The organism is Acidovorax sp. Leaf73 (assembly GCF_916855635.1).
In the GTDB taxonomy this organism is placed as follows: domain Bacteria; phylum Pseudomonadota; class Gammaproteobacteria; order Burkholderiales; family Burkholderiaceae_C; genus Acidovorax; species Acidovorax facilis.
Window position 1 is genome coordinate 443339 of the sequence record NZ_CAKASI010000002.1, and the last position, 14858, is coordinate 458196.

The window sequence follows — 14858 nt, forward strand, 5'->3', positions numbered from 1 at the left end:
CCGGGCTGCATCAGGTGAGCAGCGCCTGCGCGAACTCGCGCGCGTTAAAGGTTTCCAGGTCTTCGAGCTTTTCGCCCACGCCGATGAAATACACCGGAATCGGGCGCTCCTGCGCGATGGCGGCCAGCACACCGCCCTTGGCCGTGCCGTCGAGCTTGGTCACGATGAGGCCGGTGAGCTGCAGCGCGTCGTCAAACGCCCGCACCTGGGCCAGAGCGTTCTGGCCAGTGTTGCCGTCGATCACCAGCAGCACCTCGTGCGGGGCCGTGGCGTCGGCCTTGGTCACCACGCGGCGGATCTTCTTGAGCTCTTCCATCAGGTGCAGCTGCGTGGGCAGACGGCCGGCGGTGTCCACCAGCACCACATCCTTGCCGCGCGCCTTGCCGGCCGTGACGGCGTCAAAGCTCACGGCGGCCGGGTCGCCGCCTTCCTGGCTCACGATCTCGACCGTGTTGCGGTCGGCCCAGACGCCGAGCTGCTCGCGCGCTGCCGCGCGGAAGGTGTCGGCCGCCGCCAGCAGCACGGCCGCCCCTTCGCCTGCCAGGTGTTTGGTGAGTTTGCCAATCGACGTGGTCTTGCCCGCACCATTGACGCCCGCCACCATGATCACCGTGGGGGTGTGTTCGCCGATGACCAGGGCTTTTTCGAGCGGGCGCAGCAGGTCGGTCAGTGCGTCGGCCAGCAAACCCTTGACAGCGGCGGGGTCGGTTGCCTTGGCCTCCTTCACGCGGCGCTTGAGGTCGGCCAGCAGGTGGGTGGTGGCCTTGACACCGGTGTCGGCCATCAGCAGGGCCTCTTCCAGCTCTTCATACAGCGCATCGTCGATCTGCGTGCCGGTGAACACCGTGGTGATGCTGCTGCCGGTTTTGCGCAGGCCGGCCTTGAGGCGATCCAGCCAGCCCTTGCGTTCCGTGGGGGCGGCTGCCGGTGCGGAAGCGGGTGCTAGGGCAGCGATGGCGGGGGCTGCCACCGGCACGGGTGCCGCAGGAGTTGCCTGAACCGGGGCTGCCACCGGCACAGGTGTGGGAACGGGTGTGGCTGGGGGCGCTGCGGCTGGCACTGGCGCAGGCGGTGGGGCTGGCGCTGTTGCGGGCGTGGGCGCCGGAGCTGCCTCGGGCGCCTTGGGGGCAAACGGGTTGCGCAGCCAGCCAAACGCTGCCGGTGCTGCAGCCGGGGCTTCGACGGGCGGTGGCGCGGGCACGGGTGCCGGGGCGGGCGAAGTAGCCGGAGACGGCGGCTGCGCCACCGCAGCTGTCGCCGCTGGCACGACCGGGGTGTGGGGGGCGGCAGGCGCCGGAGCGCCGTGCGAAACGGCCGGGGAGGGCGCATCGGACGGTGCAGGCGTCGATGGCGGAGCGGCGGGCTTTTTCTTGAAAAAACTGAACATTGGAGGGTTCTTAGAATCATCCATTCTATGAAACGTGCTTTCACCCTACTGGGCCTGCTGGCCTGCCTCTCGTCCGGGGCTGCCTTTGCGGCAACGCCTCCCGCCTCTCAACCCCCCGCTGCGCCTTCCACCACGCCGTCCGCCACGGCCTCTGGCGCGCAGCAGTTCACGCTCAAGAACGGCATGCAGCTTATCGTGCAGCCCGACCGGCGTGCCCCCACTGCGGTGCACATGGTGTGGGTGCGCGTGGGCTCCATGGACGAGGTGGACGGCACCACGGGTGTGGCCCATGTGCTGGAGCACATGATGTTCAAGGGCACCAAGACGTTGCCGCCGGGCGAGTTCTCGCGGCGTGTGGCGGCTTTGGGCGGGCGCGAAAACGCATTCACCAGCCGCGACTACACGGGTTACTACCAGCAGATCCCGTCCAACCGGCTTGAAGATGTGATGAAACTCGAATCCGACCGGTTTGCCAACAACCACTGGCCGGATGACGAGTTCAAGAAGGAGCTGGAGGTCGTCAAGGAAGAGCGCCGCCTGCGCACCGAAGACCAGCCCCGCGCCATGCTGGCCGAGCAGCTGTTTGCCGCCACCTTCACCGCATCGCCCTACCGCCGCCCGATCGTGGGCTGGATGAGCGACCTGGATGCCATGACACCGAATGATGCGCGCGCCTTCTACCGCCAGTGGTACACGCCCACCAACGCCGCCGTGGTGGTGGCAGGCGATGTGGACGTGGCCCAGGTCCGCGCACTGGCCGAGAAGTATTACGGCAGCCTGCCCGCCCACGCGCTGCCCGAGCGCAAGCCCCGCACCGAGCCCGCGCAGCAGGGCCTGCGCCGCATCGCCGTCAAGGCCCCGGCCGAGCAGGCCTACGTGGCGCTGGCGTTTCGTGCGCCCAGCCTGAACCGTGTGGAGAACCTGACCGAAACCGACCGCGACGCTCTGGCGCTCATGGTGCTGTCGGCGGTGTTCAACGGCTACGACGGCGCGCGGCTCGACCGCGCGCTGACCCAGGGCGAAAACCGCGTGGCCGACAGCGCCAGCAGCGGCGCCATGGTCACGGGCCGTGGCCCCAGCCTGTTCATGCTCAGCGGTGTTCCCGCTGCAGGCAAGACGGCCCAGCAGGTGGAAGACGCCCTGCGCGCCGAGGTCACCCGCGTCGCCCGCGATGGGGTCAGCGAGGCTGAGCTGACCCGCGTGAAGACGCAGTGGATCGCCTCGACCGTGTACGAACGCGACTCGGTGATGAACCAGGCGCAGGAGCTGGGGGGCAACTGGATTCAGGGCTTTCCGCTCGACGCCAACGAACGCCTTCTGGAACTGCTGCGCACCGTGACACCCGCCCAGGTGCAGGCCGTGGCCGCCAAATATTTTGGCGACGACCAGCTCACGGTGGCCACCTTGCTGCCCCAGCCGCTGGATTCCCCCCGCCCCCGCGCACAGCCCGCACCCGGTGCGTCCCGCCACTGAACCCGCTTTGCGCCCTATTTCATGATTACTATTAAAAACATAGCTGCTCGCGCTTTACTGATAGGCGCTGGAGCCGTTTTTTATTCAAATTCTGCCTGGGCGCTGCTGCCCATTCAGCACTGGACGGAGGGGAACGGCGCCAAGGTCTACCTGGTCGAAAGCCCGGTCATCCCCATGGTGGACGTGCAGATCGACTTTGATGCTGGCAGCCGCCGCGACCCGGCGGGCCAGTCGGGCCTGGCCAGCGCTGTGGCCGCCATGGCCAGCAAGGGCGTGAAGGCCGGGCGCGACACAAGCACCGAACCCGCGCTGGACGAAAACGGCCTGGGCGAGGCTTGGGCCGACCTGGGCGCCAGTTTCGAGGTGGCCGCCGACAACGACAGGCTGCAGTATTCACTGCGCTCGCTCACCGACCCGCCGCTGCTCGACAAGGCCGCCCGCCTGGCCGCGCGCCAGATCGGCGAGCCCAGTTTTCCGGCCGACGTGTGGCCACGCGACCGCGCCCGCTGGAGCGCCAGCATCAAAGAGTCGCTGACACGCCCGGCCACCGTGGCCAACCACGCGTTTGAAGCCGCCGTGTACGGCAGCCACCCCTACGGCGTGCAGACCACCGCAGAGACGCTGGCGCGCATCAGCGTGGCCGACATGCAGGCGTTTCACACCCAGCACATCGGCGCCTGCCGCGCCAAGGTCAGCATTGTGGGCGCCGTGTCGCGCACACAGGCCCAGGCGCTGGTGGCCACGCTGCTGTCGCGCCTTCCCGCCAGCACCGGCTGCGCGCCGCTGCCGCCCGTGGGCGAGATCGCAGCGCTCGCTGCCCCCGCCGAGCAGAACATCCCCTTCACCTCGGCCCAGGCCCATGTGCTGATTGGCCAGCCGGGCTTCCAGCGGCGCGACCCGGACTTTGTGGCACTGCTGGTGGGCAACCACATCCTGGGTGGCGGCGGTTTTGTCTCGCGCCTGACCAACGAGGTGCGTGAAAAGCGCGGCCTCAGCTACAGCGTGTACAGCTACTTTGCCGCTGGCATCCACGCCGGCGCCTTCACCGTGGGCCTGCAGACGCGCCCCGACCAGGCGGCCCAGGCCGTGAAGGTCTCGCGCGACGTGATCGCACGTTTTGTGGCCGAAGGCCCCACCGAGGCCGAGCTGCGCGCTGCCAAGGACAACCTCATCGGCGGCTTTGCGCTGCGCATCGACAGCAACAAGAAGCTCCTGGGCAACGTGGCCAACATCGCCTGGAACGAGTTGCCGCTGGACTACCTGGACCAGTGGACGAAGAAGGTCGAAGCCCTTACCGTGGCCGATGTGCGCACGGCCATGGCCAAGAAGCTGCAACCCGAACGCATGGTGACCGTGGTGGTGGGGGGCAAGCCATGAGCCGCTCAACCCTGAAGACCACCGCCATCAACGCCGAGATCCGCAAAGCCCAGGCTGCAGCGGCCACCCCCCCGGTTGCCGCTGGCAAAAAGGGCGCGCCCAAGGACAAGGCCGTTGCCGCAGCAGCGCCCAAGGGCGCGGGCGAAATCCGCATCATTGGCGGGCAATGGAAACGCACCCGCCTGCCCGTGGCCCAGCGCCCCGGCCTGCGCCCCACGCCCGACCGCGTGCGCGAAACGCTGTTCAACTGGTTGGGCCAGGACCTGACCGGCTGGCGCTGCCTGGATGCCTTTGCGGGCACGGGCGCGTTGGGGCTCGAAGCCGCGTCGCGTGGAGCGGCCGCCGTGCAGCTGGTGGAAAGCGATGCCGCTCTGGTGGCCCAGCTGCACACCCTGCAGCAGCGCCTTTCGGCCACGGCCGTGCGCGTGCAGCGTGGCGACGGGATTGCCGCCCTCAAACAGGCGGCGCCCGCCAGCATCGACCTGGTGCTGCTGGACCCGCCGTTTGACAGCGACCTGTTCGTCGCTGCCCTGCAGGCCGCTTCCAAGGCTGTGGCCGCCCAGGGCTTTGTCTACCTCGAAGCGCCCCGCGCCTGGACGGACGAGGAGCTGGCTGCGAGTGGCCTGGTGCTGTACCGCCACCTCAAGGCCGGCGCCGTGCACGCGCACCTGCTTCAGCGCAGCGCCTGAAGCACGCAGGGCCGCAGACCCGCAGCGGCCTACCTTTTCAACGTCGCCAGCCGGGCGCTGCCGTCGGCTTCGATGCCCGCCATGTTCCAGCGCAGCATCTGCGGCAGCCCCGCCAGCGTGGGCTGGCGCACCCAGGCCAGGTGCACCGTGTAGCTGCCCGCAGGTGGGCTCGGCAAGGTCCAGGCAGTGTTGATCTGCGCGGGCGCACCCGGAAGAATGGCACGCGCCTGGGCGGTGCTCAGCAGCTCCCGGCTGGCCACCACCTGGCCGGTGCCATCGCGCAGCTGGGCCTGCAGTTGCCAAGGGGTGTAGAGCGGTGCGTTACCCGTGTTGTCCACGCGCACCTGCACCTGCACTGTGCTGGGCGTGGGGGCCGTGACAGTGATGGGCCCCAGCGCAAAGCGGTAGCCCGCCTCGCGCCCCACGGCGGCCAGGTGGGCCTGTTCGGTGCCCGTAAAGCTGGACCACGGCGCGTTCAGGTTGCCATTGCCCACGGTGGAGACATGGAAGTCGCGCACCTGCTGCAGCGCGGTGGCGGCGTTGGTCTTGGACTCGCCGGGGCCGAAGGGGCAGAACTCCGCGATCCAGGGGGCGGTCTTCCAGCGGTCCGAGATCTGTGCCCAGTCGCTCGGGCGGTCGGTCCACTGCTTCATGAAGCCGTCCTGCGCCAGGCAGTCCCAGCGCAGGCCCACCGGTAGCGTGGTGGTGGTCTGCTGGAAGAACGCGTACTGCAGCGTGTCCAGGTTGGCATGCGGGATGAACATTGCATGCTGCGCATCCGGGAACCTCTCGAAATGCATCTGCGCAATGCTGCGCTTGGTGGGGTTGGAGGCCGGGGTGATGCCTTGGGTTTCCAGGGCCGGCGTGTAGACCACGTTGGTGGTGTTCATGGCCCACTCGCCGTACTGTCCGTACAGGCCCACGTCGATCCAGGCCAGGTCCGACGTGTCGCCCAGCGCGGCGGCCACGGCCTGCAGCAGGGCCTGCATGCGCTCCAGCACATAGGGGTGGTTCCAGTTGGGCACCAGCGTGGGAGGCAATGCGGGCGCGGGCGGGGTGGGGGCGGGCATCGGGGCCGCCCACACACAGGCGGGGTTGGGTGCCGAGCATTGCGGCTGCGCCGTGCCCGCACCGTGCAGGTAGGTGGGCACGTCCAGCGTGTTGGTGCCGTAGCCGCGCATGGCCTGGATGCGAAACGCAAACTGCCGCCCAGCGGCCCGGGCGGCATCGCGCGCGGCCACCAGGTTGCCGAGGGTGTATTGGCCGGGTGTGTTGCGTTCCAGGTCTTTCCAGAGGTAGCGCTGGTAGGCGGCCTGGGGTGGTGCCGATTGTGCGAGCGGCACGTCACCCGGGTCCGAGCGCCACTGGTAGTAGCCCCGGCCGGGGTTGGGGGTCAGGTCGCTGGCGATGGCCAGGGGCGCGAGCAGGGAGTTCACTGAAACCACGCTCCATCCCGCGCTGGGCGGCGGGGGCGCAGGAGGTGGCGGCGGCGGTGGTACCGAGGGTGGCTGCGACGGCGGCGGCGATGGGGGTGGTGCAGACGGGGGCTGCACCGGCGGTGCTGTGGGGGCCGGCGGGGGCGGTGGTGGGGGTTCCGGCGTGGGCCCTGGTGCGGGCGCCGTGCCTGGGGCTGGCGTGGGAGTGGGAGTAGGTGCCTCGTTGGCGTCCCCGCCGCCACAGGCCGCCGCAAACAGGGCGGCCGCCAGGGCCGTGAGCCGTGCCATGCGGACGGGGTGCAAGGTGCTGAAGGTGTTCATGGACGCCATTTTTTGAATGAAATTGGGCTCTAGCGCTTATCTGATAAGCGGTAGCAGCTATTGTTTTTGATGTGATCTGTCCGGCGCGGTGGTCTCGGCTTCCGGTATCACCGTCAACCGCAATGCATCTCCCTCCAGCGTGTAGGCGAAGGTGTAGCGGCCCGGCTCCAGGGTGGCGCGGCCTTGTGGGAAGGAGGTGTCGGTCACGTCGGTGAGCTGGCGCTGGGCCAGCTGGATGCGCGTCTTGCGGTAGTGCGCCAGCGTGGCCGGAACGGCGTGCCACCGGCTGGTCTGGCCGGGCCGCAAGGGGCCCAGGTCCACATCGCTGCGGGTGCGCGGCAGGCCTTGCCAGACATGCTCGAACACCTCCTGGCTGTTGTTGCGCACGCGCAGCCACACCGTGGGGTGGTCCTGCGCGTGGGCCAGTCCGGGTGCCAGCACGGGCAGCAGCCGCAGGAGTGTGCGACGCATCATTCCGAATCCTTCAGGTTTTGCAGGTCCCTGCTCAGGTCGCACACCCGCGCGCGTCGGCGTTCCAGCGCGGCACCGGCGATGTTGAGCGCGGCCGATGTGCCCTGGTCGGCATGCAGCATGGCGTCCCACTGGCCCTGCGCGGTGTCGAACGCCAGCCATGCGCGCTGCGCCGAACGCAGGGCGTCACGCCGTGCGGGGCCAGCGGCCTTGAGGGCCTGGGCGTAGACGCGGTTGAGCTCCTTGTCCCACGCGGCGTAGGCGGCCGACTGCGCGTCACGCAGGTCCACCGTCACGCCACCGCTGCGTTCGGCGGCTGCAGCCAGGGTCTTGTCGATGGGGTGGGCAGAGGTCTGGCCGCAGAAGTGTTCGGCGGCGTGGGCTGTGTGTGTCCCGGCGGCCATCAGGGTGAGTACGGCCAGCAGCGCAAGGGTGGTGTTGTACAAGGGCTGGTGCAGGGGGTGGTGCATGGGGGGCCTTCTTTCTGGCGTTCTTCTCTTTTCAGGGGGAGTGCAGGAAGCTCATGCGCCCACCCACAGGAGCGCTGCCAGGGTGGACAGCAGCGCGAGCACGGTGAAAGCGACTACCGCGCCACCGCTGGCCGCTGCCACGCTGACCACGGTGGACCAGCCGCGCGCCTGGCCCCAGTGGGCAAGGTGGCGGGCCAGCCCCAGCGCGGCGAGCCAGCCCAGCACCAGCAGCACGGCCAAGGCGCCCAGCAGCTTTCCGCCCTGGGTGGAGTTCATCCCGTTGCTGCCGGTCAGTGCCGTAAACATGAAAAACAGCGCGGGCAGCAGATTGGCAGCGCCCGCCAGGAGCATGGTGAGGGTCGTGGCTGACATGCGGTGGGCCTGCGGCTTACTCCGTGACGGCGTAGCTCAGCACATCCAGCGACTGCGTGTGCTGGGGGTTGCCCGAGATCCAGTCCGCACGGGCGATCACCGTGTACACCCTGCCCTGTTCCAGCTTGCCGCCAGGTTGCAGGGCGGCGGTGCGCGGGTCTACGTAGAGCATGGCCGTGAACCCTTCGGCGCTGCGAAGCAGCACGGCCTGCTTGCCGTTTTTCACCTTGATATCGCTCACCCAGGCCGCCTTGTTGCCGGTGGGCGGGTTCAGGCTTTCCACGGTACCCGACAGGCGCACGATCTTGCGCCAGACCTTGCTGTCCTTCGGGTTGGTGACCTTGCCGCTTTCTGCGGCATCGGCCTTCTGAATGTCGCCCAGCGACTGGTAGGCGATGGTCCAGTCCGCGTGGCTGGTATCGCGGCGCAGGTGGTCGGCGGCGAGCATCAGGGTTTCCGTCCAGCCCCCGCAGGCGTTCTTCTTCTTGCACAGCGGCCAGGCTGTGCTGATCCAGCGCTTGAGCTGCTCGGCCTTGTCCTGGTGGCCGTCCATCTCCAGCGCCACGCCCGCGCCCAGCACGGCGGCGGCCTGGTTCTGCTCGGGGGCCACCACCAGCACGGCGCCGTTGCCCACATCGAGCTTGCCTACGCGCAGCTGGCGCATCATGGCGTGGGCATATTCATTGGCGCTCTTGCCGCCCAGGTCTTTCACCAGCAGGGTGACGATCTCCACGCCCGTTTTCTGCGCATGCTCGTACATCTGCTTTTCAAACTGAGCACGGATGGCCGGGTCCAGGATGCCGAACTCGTCGTAGATGAACTGGGTGCCCTTGGACGGGATGGCGGCCGCGTCCACCTTGGGCAGGGTTTCGGCCGCGGCGGCGAGGGCTGGGGCGGGCGTCTTGGCCGAGGGGACCGCCGGTGCTGCCGTGGGCGCTGGCGCCTTGGCGATCGTGGTGGCGGGTGCCGGGGCGGGCGATGCGGCAGCCGGTGCCGGTGCAGCGGGGGCAGCCGCTGCGGTGCGCACCGGCAATCCGCCAGAGCACTGCGGCCCACCGCCTTGCAGCTCGCAGGCTTCTGTCCAGCCGCTGGCAATGGCGGCCAGGCGCTTCTTGCGGCCCGGGTGGGTTTCGCCGTCCTTCTCGGGGATCAGCGTGGCAATGGCGCGCTGGGCGTCGGCCAGCGGCGCGCCCATCTTGTAGAGCACAAAGCCGCTGAACTTGTCCGACTCCAGCTCGATGGGCGGCTGGCTGCCGCCGGGCACGATGGTGTGGCCCGAGAGGTGGTGCCCGATCTCGTGGGCCATGATGCTCACGGGCGCCCAGTTGTTGGATTTGGTGGCCTGAATGACTTCGCCCATGAAGGCCGGGTTGTAGGCAATCACGCGGCGCGGCACCTTGTCAGGCCCCTGCATGATCACCGCCGCCGCGTTGGGCACCTTGCCCTCCACCACCACAAAGTTGGCGGGCAGGCCGGTGTATTTCATGATCTCGGCCACCACCTGTTTGCCGGTGCCGCCGCCCTTGGACAGGTCGGGTGGCGAGAAGGCCAGCGGGCTGCCGTCGTACGAGCAGGCCTGCAGCGTGGCGGCCAGCTCGGCCGCCAGCTGGGCCTTGCTGGGCTTGGCCACGGCAGCCGTCTTTTGGGCCATGGCCAGGCCGCCCACGGCCAGGCCCAGCATGGTGGCGCAGGCGAAGGCGACAGGGCGAACAATGCGGTGTTTCATGGGGATGGGTTCCTTGGGTTGGGATCAGTGAATGCGGTGGCCGGTTGCGCTGCGTGTTGCGCGCAGCCGTCGAAACTGGCGCGCCCCAAGCCAGGGCGGCCGAGCAACGGCCGCCCCGCAGTGAGGGCCGCGTCCCCCTGCCCGCATTGCGTAGCAATGCGAGAGCGGGGGGGAAGGCGCCGAAGGCGACTCAGGGGGTGTCTCATGCTGTCACGAGGGCCGCCACGCGCAGCACGCGCTGGGCCAGTTCGGCCTGGCCGCGTGTGCCGGTCTTGGCGTACAGGCTGGCCAGCTGGGAGCGCACGGTGGGCATCTTCACGTGCCGGTTGTCGGCCATTTCGCGCGGCGTCATGCCTTGCAGCAGCAGGGGCAGCAGGGCGGCTTCGGCAGGGGTCAGGCCATAGAGCGCGCTGCACACCGACACCGTGGCGCCCGCGTGCGGCGGCGCCTCGGGCACCAGGATGAACTGGGCCAGCGGCTCGGCGGCGGGCCCCGGGCCATTGCGCAGCGGCGCGGCCAGGGCCACCAGTGTCCCCGGCGCGGTGTCGTTCTGGGTCTGCAGCCGGGCCGAGACGGGCGAGCGTGTGCTCAGGCTGGCGGAGAGCAGTGGCGTCAGCCCGGGGTGGATCTGCGCCAGCTGCAAGGGCTGGCGCGCCTGCCAGCCCGTGGCGTTGCGCAGCAGGATGCGGCATTCGTCCTCCACCCCCAGCCAGGCGCGGGCGTGTTCGTTCAGGTAGCGCACCTCGCCACGCTGGTTCACATGCATCAGCCCCAGCGGCAGCTGGTCCAGCGTGCGCTCCAGCGCACTGCTGTGGCGGCGGGCCTGCTGCAGACGGCGCTGGGCGCGCATGAGGCTGCGCACCCAGGGCGTCACGGCGCGCAGCCGGGCAAATTGCTCGGGCGTGAACTCGTTCTGGCCCAGGTCGTTGTACATCGCCAGCACGTGCATGCCCACCTCGGGCGAGGCCTCCACGATGCTGTTGACCATGGCATCGATGCCCAGGGGCTTGAGGTAGTCGGCATAGAACGCGCCACGGCGCAGGGCTGGGGTGCTGACGAGCTGCTGGCTCAGCGAACCGCCGCGTGCCAGCGCCTCACCCTGCTGGCGCACGAGTGCTTCGCTCCACGCATCGCTGCCCTGGATCAGGTTCGCATAGCGCGCCAGAAAATCATCGGGCATGCCCCATTGGTAGGCGGCCAGCGGGTCGTCCGAGCCGGGCAGGGGGCAAAACAGCACCACCTTGTGGCTGCCCAGCGATTCGCCCACGCGGTGCAGCAGGCGCTCCACCATGCCGGGCTCGCCCAGGGCCTCCAGACTTTCGGCCATCAGGGTCTCGAAACCCGGTATTCCCACAGGCTGCGGGTCCCGCTCTTCACCGCTCAATGGGTGCCTCCTCATCAGGTTGAATGAACTGCGCCGGATGGTAGGGTTGATGCCTGCGCGGCAACATCATTCAGGTGAAGGATGTGGCTGCGGCCCGACAGGTTTTCATGAACTTGTTCACGCTTTTCACGCGCCCATTTGCCACAGCACGAGTTCGACCACTGCGCGGGCATAAAGCTGGGTGGCCTGCCACTTGAGCGCCGCGAACAGCGCACCGGCCAGCAGCAGCCGCCAGCCATCGCGCCGCCAATCCAGCACCAAAAACTGCCGCAGCGCCACCATGAGCATCAGCGTCTGCAGCGCCGTCATGTACCAGGGAGACCAGGCCTTGTGCCACCTGAACAGCTCGGGCGACGACGCCAGCACCAGCGGCAGCTGGTTGACCATCTGCAGCGCAATGAACACCGCCTGGCAATACAGTGCCAGGGTCAGCAGCTCGGCCACGTTGTAGCCCCACCGGCGGAACACCAGCCACATGCTGGCAAACGCCGCCACCGCGCCCAGCGAGAACGACCACTTGGAGTAGCCCGTGACCAGAGCGACCATGCGCTGCGCCTCTTCGCTGGGTAGCTCAGGCCGCAAGTAGTCGGTGTGGCCCAGCACGATCAGCAGGAAGCCGATGGCCAGGCACAGCAGGGTCAGCGGGTGCGGGTGGTCCTTGCGCTGGCCCAGCACGTATTCGCGTGCGGTGGTGCCGGGCTGGGGCAGCACGCGCAGTGCGTTGCGGAGGGTGTTCCATTCAAACCAGCGAAAACGCTCCCAAGCTTCCTTGCGCACGGTGCTGCTGCCCATGCGCGCGGCCTTCTTCTGCCCGCACTGCGCGCAAAACGGGCCAGAGAGCGTCGCGCCGCAGTTCAAGCAGGCCTGGGTGTCGAACAGCGTGTCGCTGACGGTGGTGGGAGTGGGCTGGGGCGGACGGGGAATCACAAGGAAGGAACGGCGCAGGCCGGGCTGGGGTGGGCTGCGGATCGTAGGCTGTGGCCCGGCAGCCGCCATCGTTCACATGAACGACGATGAGCGACGGCGTTGCGTGGATTTGCTATGTTTTGTGTAGCTATTAGCGCTTGATGGATAAGCGCTGGCACCCAAAAATTTCTAAAACTTCTTGCGACGCAGTGCCCCCATGCCCAGCGTGGCCGCCGCGAGCGACAGCAGGATCAGCGCCCATTCACCCAGGGTGGGCACGGCGGTGGCGCCGACGGGGGGAACGTTGGGCGCGTTCACCGTGAAGTCGCAGGTGGCCGTGGGTGGGTTGGCGGGCCGGGGGCCCACCTGGTACAGCCAGGTGTTGGGGCGGGCCGGGTCATCGACCATGCGGACGTTGCCGCCGCAGTTGCCGCGGACCGTGCTGCCCACGGGGAGTGGCGGCGAAACGGCGCAGACCTGTTGGGGGCCGGGCACCGGGAAATCGGTGCAGGTAATGGTGAACGCGCCGGGCGGGTTGCTGATGGTGTTGATGGTGGCCCACTGGGCCTGGGCGCTTCCTGCGGCTAGGCAGGCGCTGACGGACACGGAGCGGAACAGGGCAACGCGGAAAATGCGGCGGCGGAGTTTCATGGGTGCGAGGCTTGGAAAAAAATGGACCATGCCGCCCGCTGGCGCGAGCGGCGACACGCAGGGACTGTAGAAAGCCCCGGCGCCCTTGCCCATCCGCTACCTGGAGGAGCCTCGCTCGCTATGTTCTCATTCGGGTAGATGATGACGGCAGCCAGGGGCGGCTCCTACGATCCGCCGCTTTCTATGAAACACATGGCCTATGCGAAGCCGGGTGCCTGCGTCCGGCCCACCTGCCTGCCTTTTGCAAAAGGTAACGCGCAGGGGGCAAACGCTGGGGCAGCATTCCGGCGGGCGCAGGCTCTGCATGAAGGGAATGGGTTTGCATCCTGCTTTTTGCGATCTGCTGGCATCGGTGTCGGACGGCACCCGGTTTGGCGACGCGCTGGCCCGCTACGCCGCCAGCTTTCGCGCGGACCTGCTCGGCGGAGCCTTCCTGGCCAGCGATCTGGACCAGCTGGCGCAGTGGGGCGCGGAGTTTGCCGCGCACCCCGAGGTGGACTACTGGCTGCAGTCGCCATCGAGCGACGGCGCGCCCGCGCTGCTGGCGATGGGCGTGACGCCCGAGGCGGCGCAGCGCTACGCCACGCACTTTCGCCTGCAAGACCCGCTGTGGGACGACGCCATGGCGCAGCGTGCGCGCACGGGCCCGTCGGGCACCTGGGTGGCCACGGACGCGCCCGTGCACGCCACGCGCGGCTTTCGCCGCAGCGAGATCTACAGCGACTTCCTGCGCGAGTACGGCATCGGCACCCGCATGTTTGGCGGCAGCCAGGGCGCGTCGCACCCGGTGGGCAATTTGTTCATGTCGGTGTACCGCCAGGGGGACGACGAGGGCTTCACACCGGAGGAAGTCGCGCGTTTTCGCGCAGAGTTTGGCGGCGTGCAGCGCGCGGCCTTTCTGCACCGCGAGATGGTGGCGCTGCGCGCGCGCACCCAGGGCCTGGAGTCGCTGATGGAGCAGATGCCCATGGGCCTGCTGTTTTTTGACACTGCCGGCCGCCTGCTGCACGCCAATGCACGCGCCCGGCTGCTGAGCGCCCGGCCCGAAAGCGTGGCCCTGCGCACGCTGCTGCGCCGCCCGGTGCTGACCAGCACGGCCGATGCCGCGCTGCGCGCGCTGTTCCAGCAATCGCTGCAGGGCCGCAGCGGCTGTGTGGAGCTGCCCGGCACCGAGGGCGGCTTGCTGCTGGTGACGCTGCCCCTGAGCGACCTGGCCGCGCTGGGCCTGTGCCACCGCGCGCCAGGCATCGCCTGGGTGGTGCTGGAGCGCAGCCTGTGCGGCGAGGCCGCCGTCGCCCTGGCCCGCCAGGCCTACCGCCTGAGCCCGTCCGAGGCCGACCTGCTGCTGGCGCTGATGCGCGGCCAGACCCCGCAGGATTTTGCGGACGCGCGCGGCTCGCGCATCTCGACCGTGCGCACGCAGATGAGCGCGCTGCTGGCCAAGACGCGCACCCAGCGCCAGCAGGATCTGGTGGCGCTGGTGGCCCGGCTGATGCTGCTGGCACCGGGCAACGTGGCACTGCAGGGGATTGCGGTGGTGTGATCTCGTGGGGAGAGGGCGGCCCGCCGGTTCATGTTGCAGTGCACTGCATAATGCGCGCACGCGGCCCGCAGGCCCTGCGGCACGGGTGGTTCATCCGCTCCCAGGGCCCGGGCCAACGTCTATACAGCCAGACAGGAGACAACCAGCCATGGCCCAGAACGTGCTCGCCGTGTACCCCGGAACCTTTGACCCCATCACGCTGGGCCATGAAGACGTGGTGCGCAGGGCCACCCAGTTGTTCGAACGCGTGATCGTGGCCGTGGCTGCGGGCCACCACAAGAAGACGCTGTTCACCCTGGAAGAACGCATCGACATGGTCCGCGAGGCGGTCAAGAACTACCCGCAAGTGCAGGTCGAAGCCTTCTCGGGCCTGCTGCGCGATTTTGTCGTGGAGCGTGGCGGCAAGGCCATGGTGCGTGGCCTGCGCGCCGTGACCGACTTTGACTACGAGTTCCAGCTGGCGGGCATGAACCGCAGCCTGATGCCGCAGGTGGAAACCGTGTTCCTCACCCCCAGCGACAAGTACCAGTTCATCAGCAGCACCTTTGTGCGCGAGATCGCCGTGCTCGGCGGCGAGGTGACCAAGTTTGTGTCGCCCTCGGTGGAGCAGCGGCTGGCCGAGAAGGTGCGCACGCTCACGCCGCCCTGATTT

General features: G+C 68.7%; 14 protein-coding genes. 5 read left to right on the forward strand and 9 right to left on the reverse strand.

Annotated elements, in window-relative coordinates:
- Nucleotides 1-10 precede the first annotated feature (10 nt).
- Nucleotides 11-1387 carry a signal recognition particle-docking protein FtsY gene (gene ftsY, locus LPA35_RS08405; protein WP_228896445.1) on the reverse strand — a complete coding sequence of 459 codons (1377 nt, stop codon included), beginning with the start codon at nucleotides 1385-1387 and terminating at the stop codon, nucleotides 11-13.
- A gap of 27 nt (nucleotides 1388-1414) precedes the next feature.
- Between ftsY and LPA35_RS08410 the strand changes: the two genes are divergently transcribed.
- From LPA35_RS08410 to rsmD, 3 genes are read left to right on the forward strand one after another with little or no spacing between them, the layout of a single operon-like run.
- Complete coding sequence (locus LPA35_RS08410) at nucleotides 1415-2860, forward strand: pitrilysin family protein (RefSeq protein WP_121420946.1); 1446 nt, start codon at nucleotides 1415-1417, stop codon at nucleotides 2858-2860.
- A 21-nt stretch (nucleotides 2861-2881) separates the two neighbouring features.
- The gene (locus tag LPA35_RS08415) at nucleotides 2882-4237 is read left to right on the forward strand and encodes a pitrilysin family protein (RefSeq protein WP_228896448.1); all 1356 of its coding nucleotides are present in this window, start codon (nucleotides 2882-2884) and stop codon (nucleotides 4235-4237) included.
- Nucleotides 4234-4926, forward strand: a complete 693-nt coding sequence (rsmD, locus tag LPA35_RS08420; protein WP_121420944.1) for a 16S rRNA (guanine(966)-N(2))-methyltransferase RsmD — start codon at nucleotides 4234-4236, stop codon at nucleotides 4924-4926. The genes LPA35_RS08415 and rsmD overlap by 4 nt, the downstream gene beginning before the upstream one ends.
- A 29-nt stretch (nucleotides 4927-4955) precedes the next feature.
- Here rsmD and LPA35_RS08425 read toward each other — a convergent pair whose 3' ends face one another.
- The 8 genes from LPA35_RS08425 to LPA35_RS08460 all read right to left on the reverse strand — a co-directional run bounded on the left by LPA35_RS08425 (nucleotide 4956) and on the right by LPA35_RS08460 (nucleotide 12663).
- On the reverse strand, nucleotides 4956-6683 hold the full coding sequence (locus tag LPA35_RS08425; RefSeq protein ID WP_228896450.1) for a DUF4832 domain-containing protein: 1728 nt from the start codon (nucleotides 6681-6683) through the stop codon (nucleotides 4956-4958).
- Nucleotides 6684-6740: 57 nt separating this feature from the next.
- Nucleotides 6741-7154: a hypothetical protein gene (locus LPA35_RS08430; protein WP_176886816.1), complete on the reverse strand. Its 414-nt coding sequence runs from the start codon at nucleotides 7152-7154 to the stop codon at nucleotides 6741-6743.
- Nucleotides 7154-7624, reverse strand: a complete 471-nt coding sequence (locus LPA35_RS08435; RefSeq protein ID WP_228896452.1) for a lysozyme inhibitor LprI family protein — start codon at nucleotides 7622-7624, stop codon at nucleotides 7154-7156. The genes LPA35_RS08430 and LPA35_RS08435 overlap by 1 nt, the downstream gene beginning before the upstream one ends.
- 51 nt (nucleotides 7625-7675) lie before the next feature.
- Nucleotides 7676-7996: a hypothetical protein gene (locus LPA35_RS08440; protein ID WP_228896454.1), complete on the reverse strand. Its 321-nt coding sequence runs from the start codon at nucleotides 7994-7996 to the stop codon at nucleotides 7676-7678.
- Nucleotides 7997-8012: 16 nt separating this feature from the next.
- The gene (locus tag LPA35_RS08445; RefSeq protein WP_228896456.1) at nucleotides 8013-9722 is read right to left on the reverse strand and encodes a YgcG family protein; all 1710 of its coding nucleotides are present in this window, start codon (nucleotides 9720-9722) and stop codon (nucleotides 8013-8015) included.
- 202 nt (nucleotides 9723-9924) lie between these two features.
- Nucleotides 9925-11049 (reverse strand): helix-turn-helix transcriptional regulator, encoded by a 1125-nt coding sequence (locus LPA35_RS08450; protein ID WP_228896459.1) that lies wholly within the window; start codon nucleotides 11047-11049, stop codon nucleotides 9925-9927.
- A 183-nt stretch (nucleotides 11050-11232) separates the two neighbouring features.
- The gene (locus LPA35_RS08455) at nucleotides 11233-12033 is read right to left on the reverse strand and encodes a DUF3667 domain-containing protein (RefSeq protein WP_228896461.1); all 801 of its coding nucleotides are present in this window, start codon (nucleotides 12031-12033) and stop codon (nucleotides 11233-11235) included.
- A 168-nt stretch (nucleotides 12034-12201) separates the two neighbouring features.
- Complete coding sequence (locus LPA35_RS08460) at nucleotides 12202-12663, reverse strand: IPTL-CTERM sorting domain-containing protein (RefSeq protein ID WP_218300414.1); 462 nt, start codon at nucleotides 12661-12663, stop codon at nucleotides 12202-12204.
- 319 nt (nucleotides 12664-12982) lie between these two features.
- Here LPA35_RS08460 and LPA35_RS08465 point away from each other — a divergent pair, with 319 nt between their 5' ends.
- Both LPA35_RS08465 and coaD read left to right on the forward strand, forming a co-directional pair.
- Entirely contained in the window at nucleotides 12983-14206 is a 1224-nt protein-coding gene (locus LPA35_RS08465; RefSeq protein ID WP_228896463.1) for a helix-turn-helix transcriptional regulator, read from the forward strand.
- A 148-nt stretch (nucleotides 14207-14354) separates the two neighbouring features.
- Nucleotides 14355-14855 (forward strand): pantetheine-phosphate adenylyltransferase, encoded by a 501-nt coding sequence (gene coaD, locus LPA35_RS08470; RefSeq protein WP_055395514.1) that lies wholly within the window; start codon nucleotides 14355-14357, stop codon nucleotides 14853-14855.
- Nucleotides 14856-14858: the final 3 nt, after the last annotated feature.

Coding starts and splice junctions, on each gene's coding strand:
- LPA35_RS08460 (WP_218300414.1), bottom strand. CDS start 12,663: ATGAAACTCCGCCGCCGCATTTTCCGCGTTGCCCTGTTCCGCTCCGTG.
- LPA35_RS08425 (WP_228896450.1), bottom strand. CDS start 6,683: ATGAACACCTTCAGCACCTTGCACCCCGTCCGCATGGCACGGCTCACG.
- coaD (WP_055395514.1), top strand. CDS start 14,355: ATGGCCCAGAACGTGCTCGCCGTGTACCCCGGAACCTTTGACCCCATC.
- ftsY (WP_228896445.1), bottom strand. CDS start 1,387: ATGTTCAGTTTTTTCAAGAAAAAGCCCGCCGCTCCGCCATCGACGCCT.
- LPA35_RS08450 (WP_228896459.1), bottom strand. CDS start 11,049: ATGGCCGAAAGTCTGGAGGCCCTGGGCGAGCCCGGCATGGTGGAGCGC.
- rsmD (WP_121420944.1), top strand. CDS start 4,234: ATGAGCCGCTCAACCCTGAAGACCACCGCCATCAACGCCGAGATCCGC.
- LPA35_RS08445 (WP_228896456.1), bottom strand. CDS start 9,722: ATGAAACACCGCATTGTTCGCCCTGTCGCCTTCGCCTGCGCCACCATG.
- LPA35_RS08430 (WP_176886816.1), bottom strand. CDS start 7,154: ATGCGTCGCACACTCCTGCGGCTGCTGCCCGTGCTGGCACCCGGACTG.
- LPA35_RS08410 (WP_121420946.1), top strand. CDS start 1,415: ATGAAACGTGCTTTCACCCTACTGGGCCTGCTGGCCTGCCTCTCGTCC.
- LPA35_RS08440 (WP_228896454.1), bottom strand. CDS start 7,996: ATGTCAGCCACGACCCTCACCATGCTCCTGGCGGGCGCTGCCAATCTG.
- LPA35_RS08435 (WP_228896452.1), bottom strand. CDS start 7,624: ATGCACCACCCCCTGCACCAGCCCTTGTACAACACCACCCTTGCGCTG.
- LPA35_RS08415 (WP_228896448.1), top strand. CDS start 2,882: ATGATTACTATTAAAAACATAGCTGCTCGCGCTTTACTGATAGGCGCT.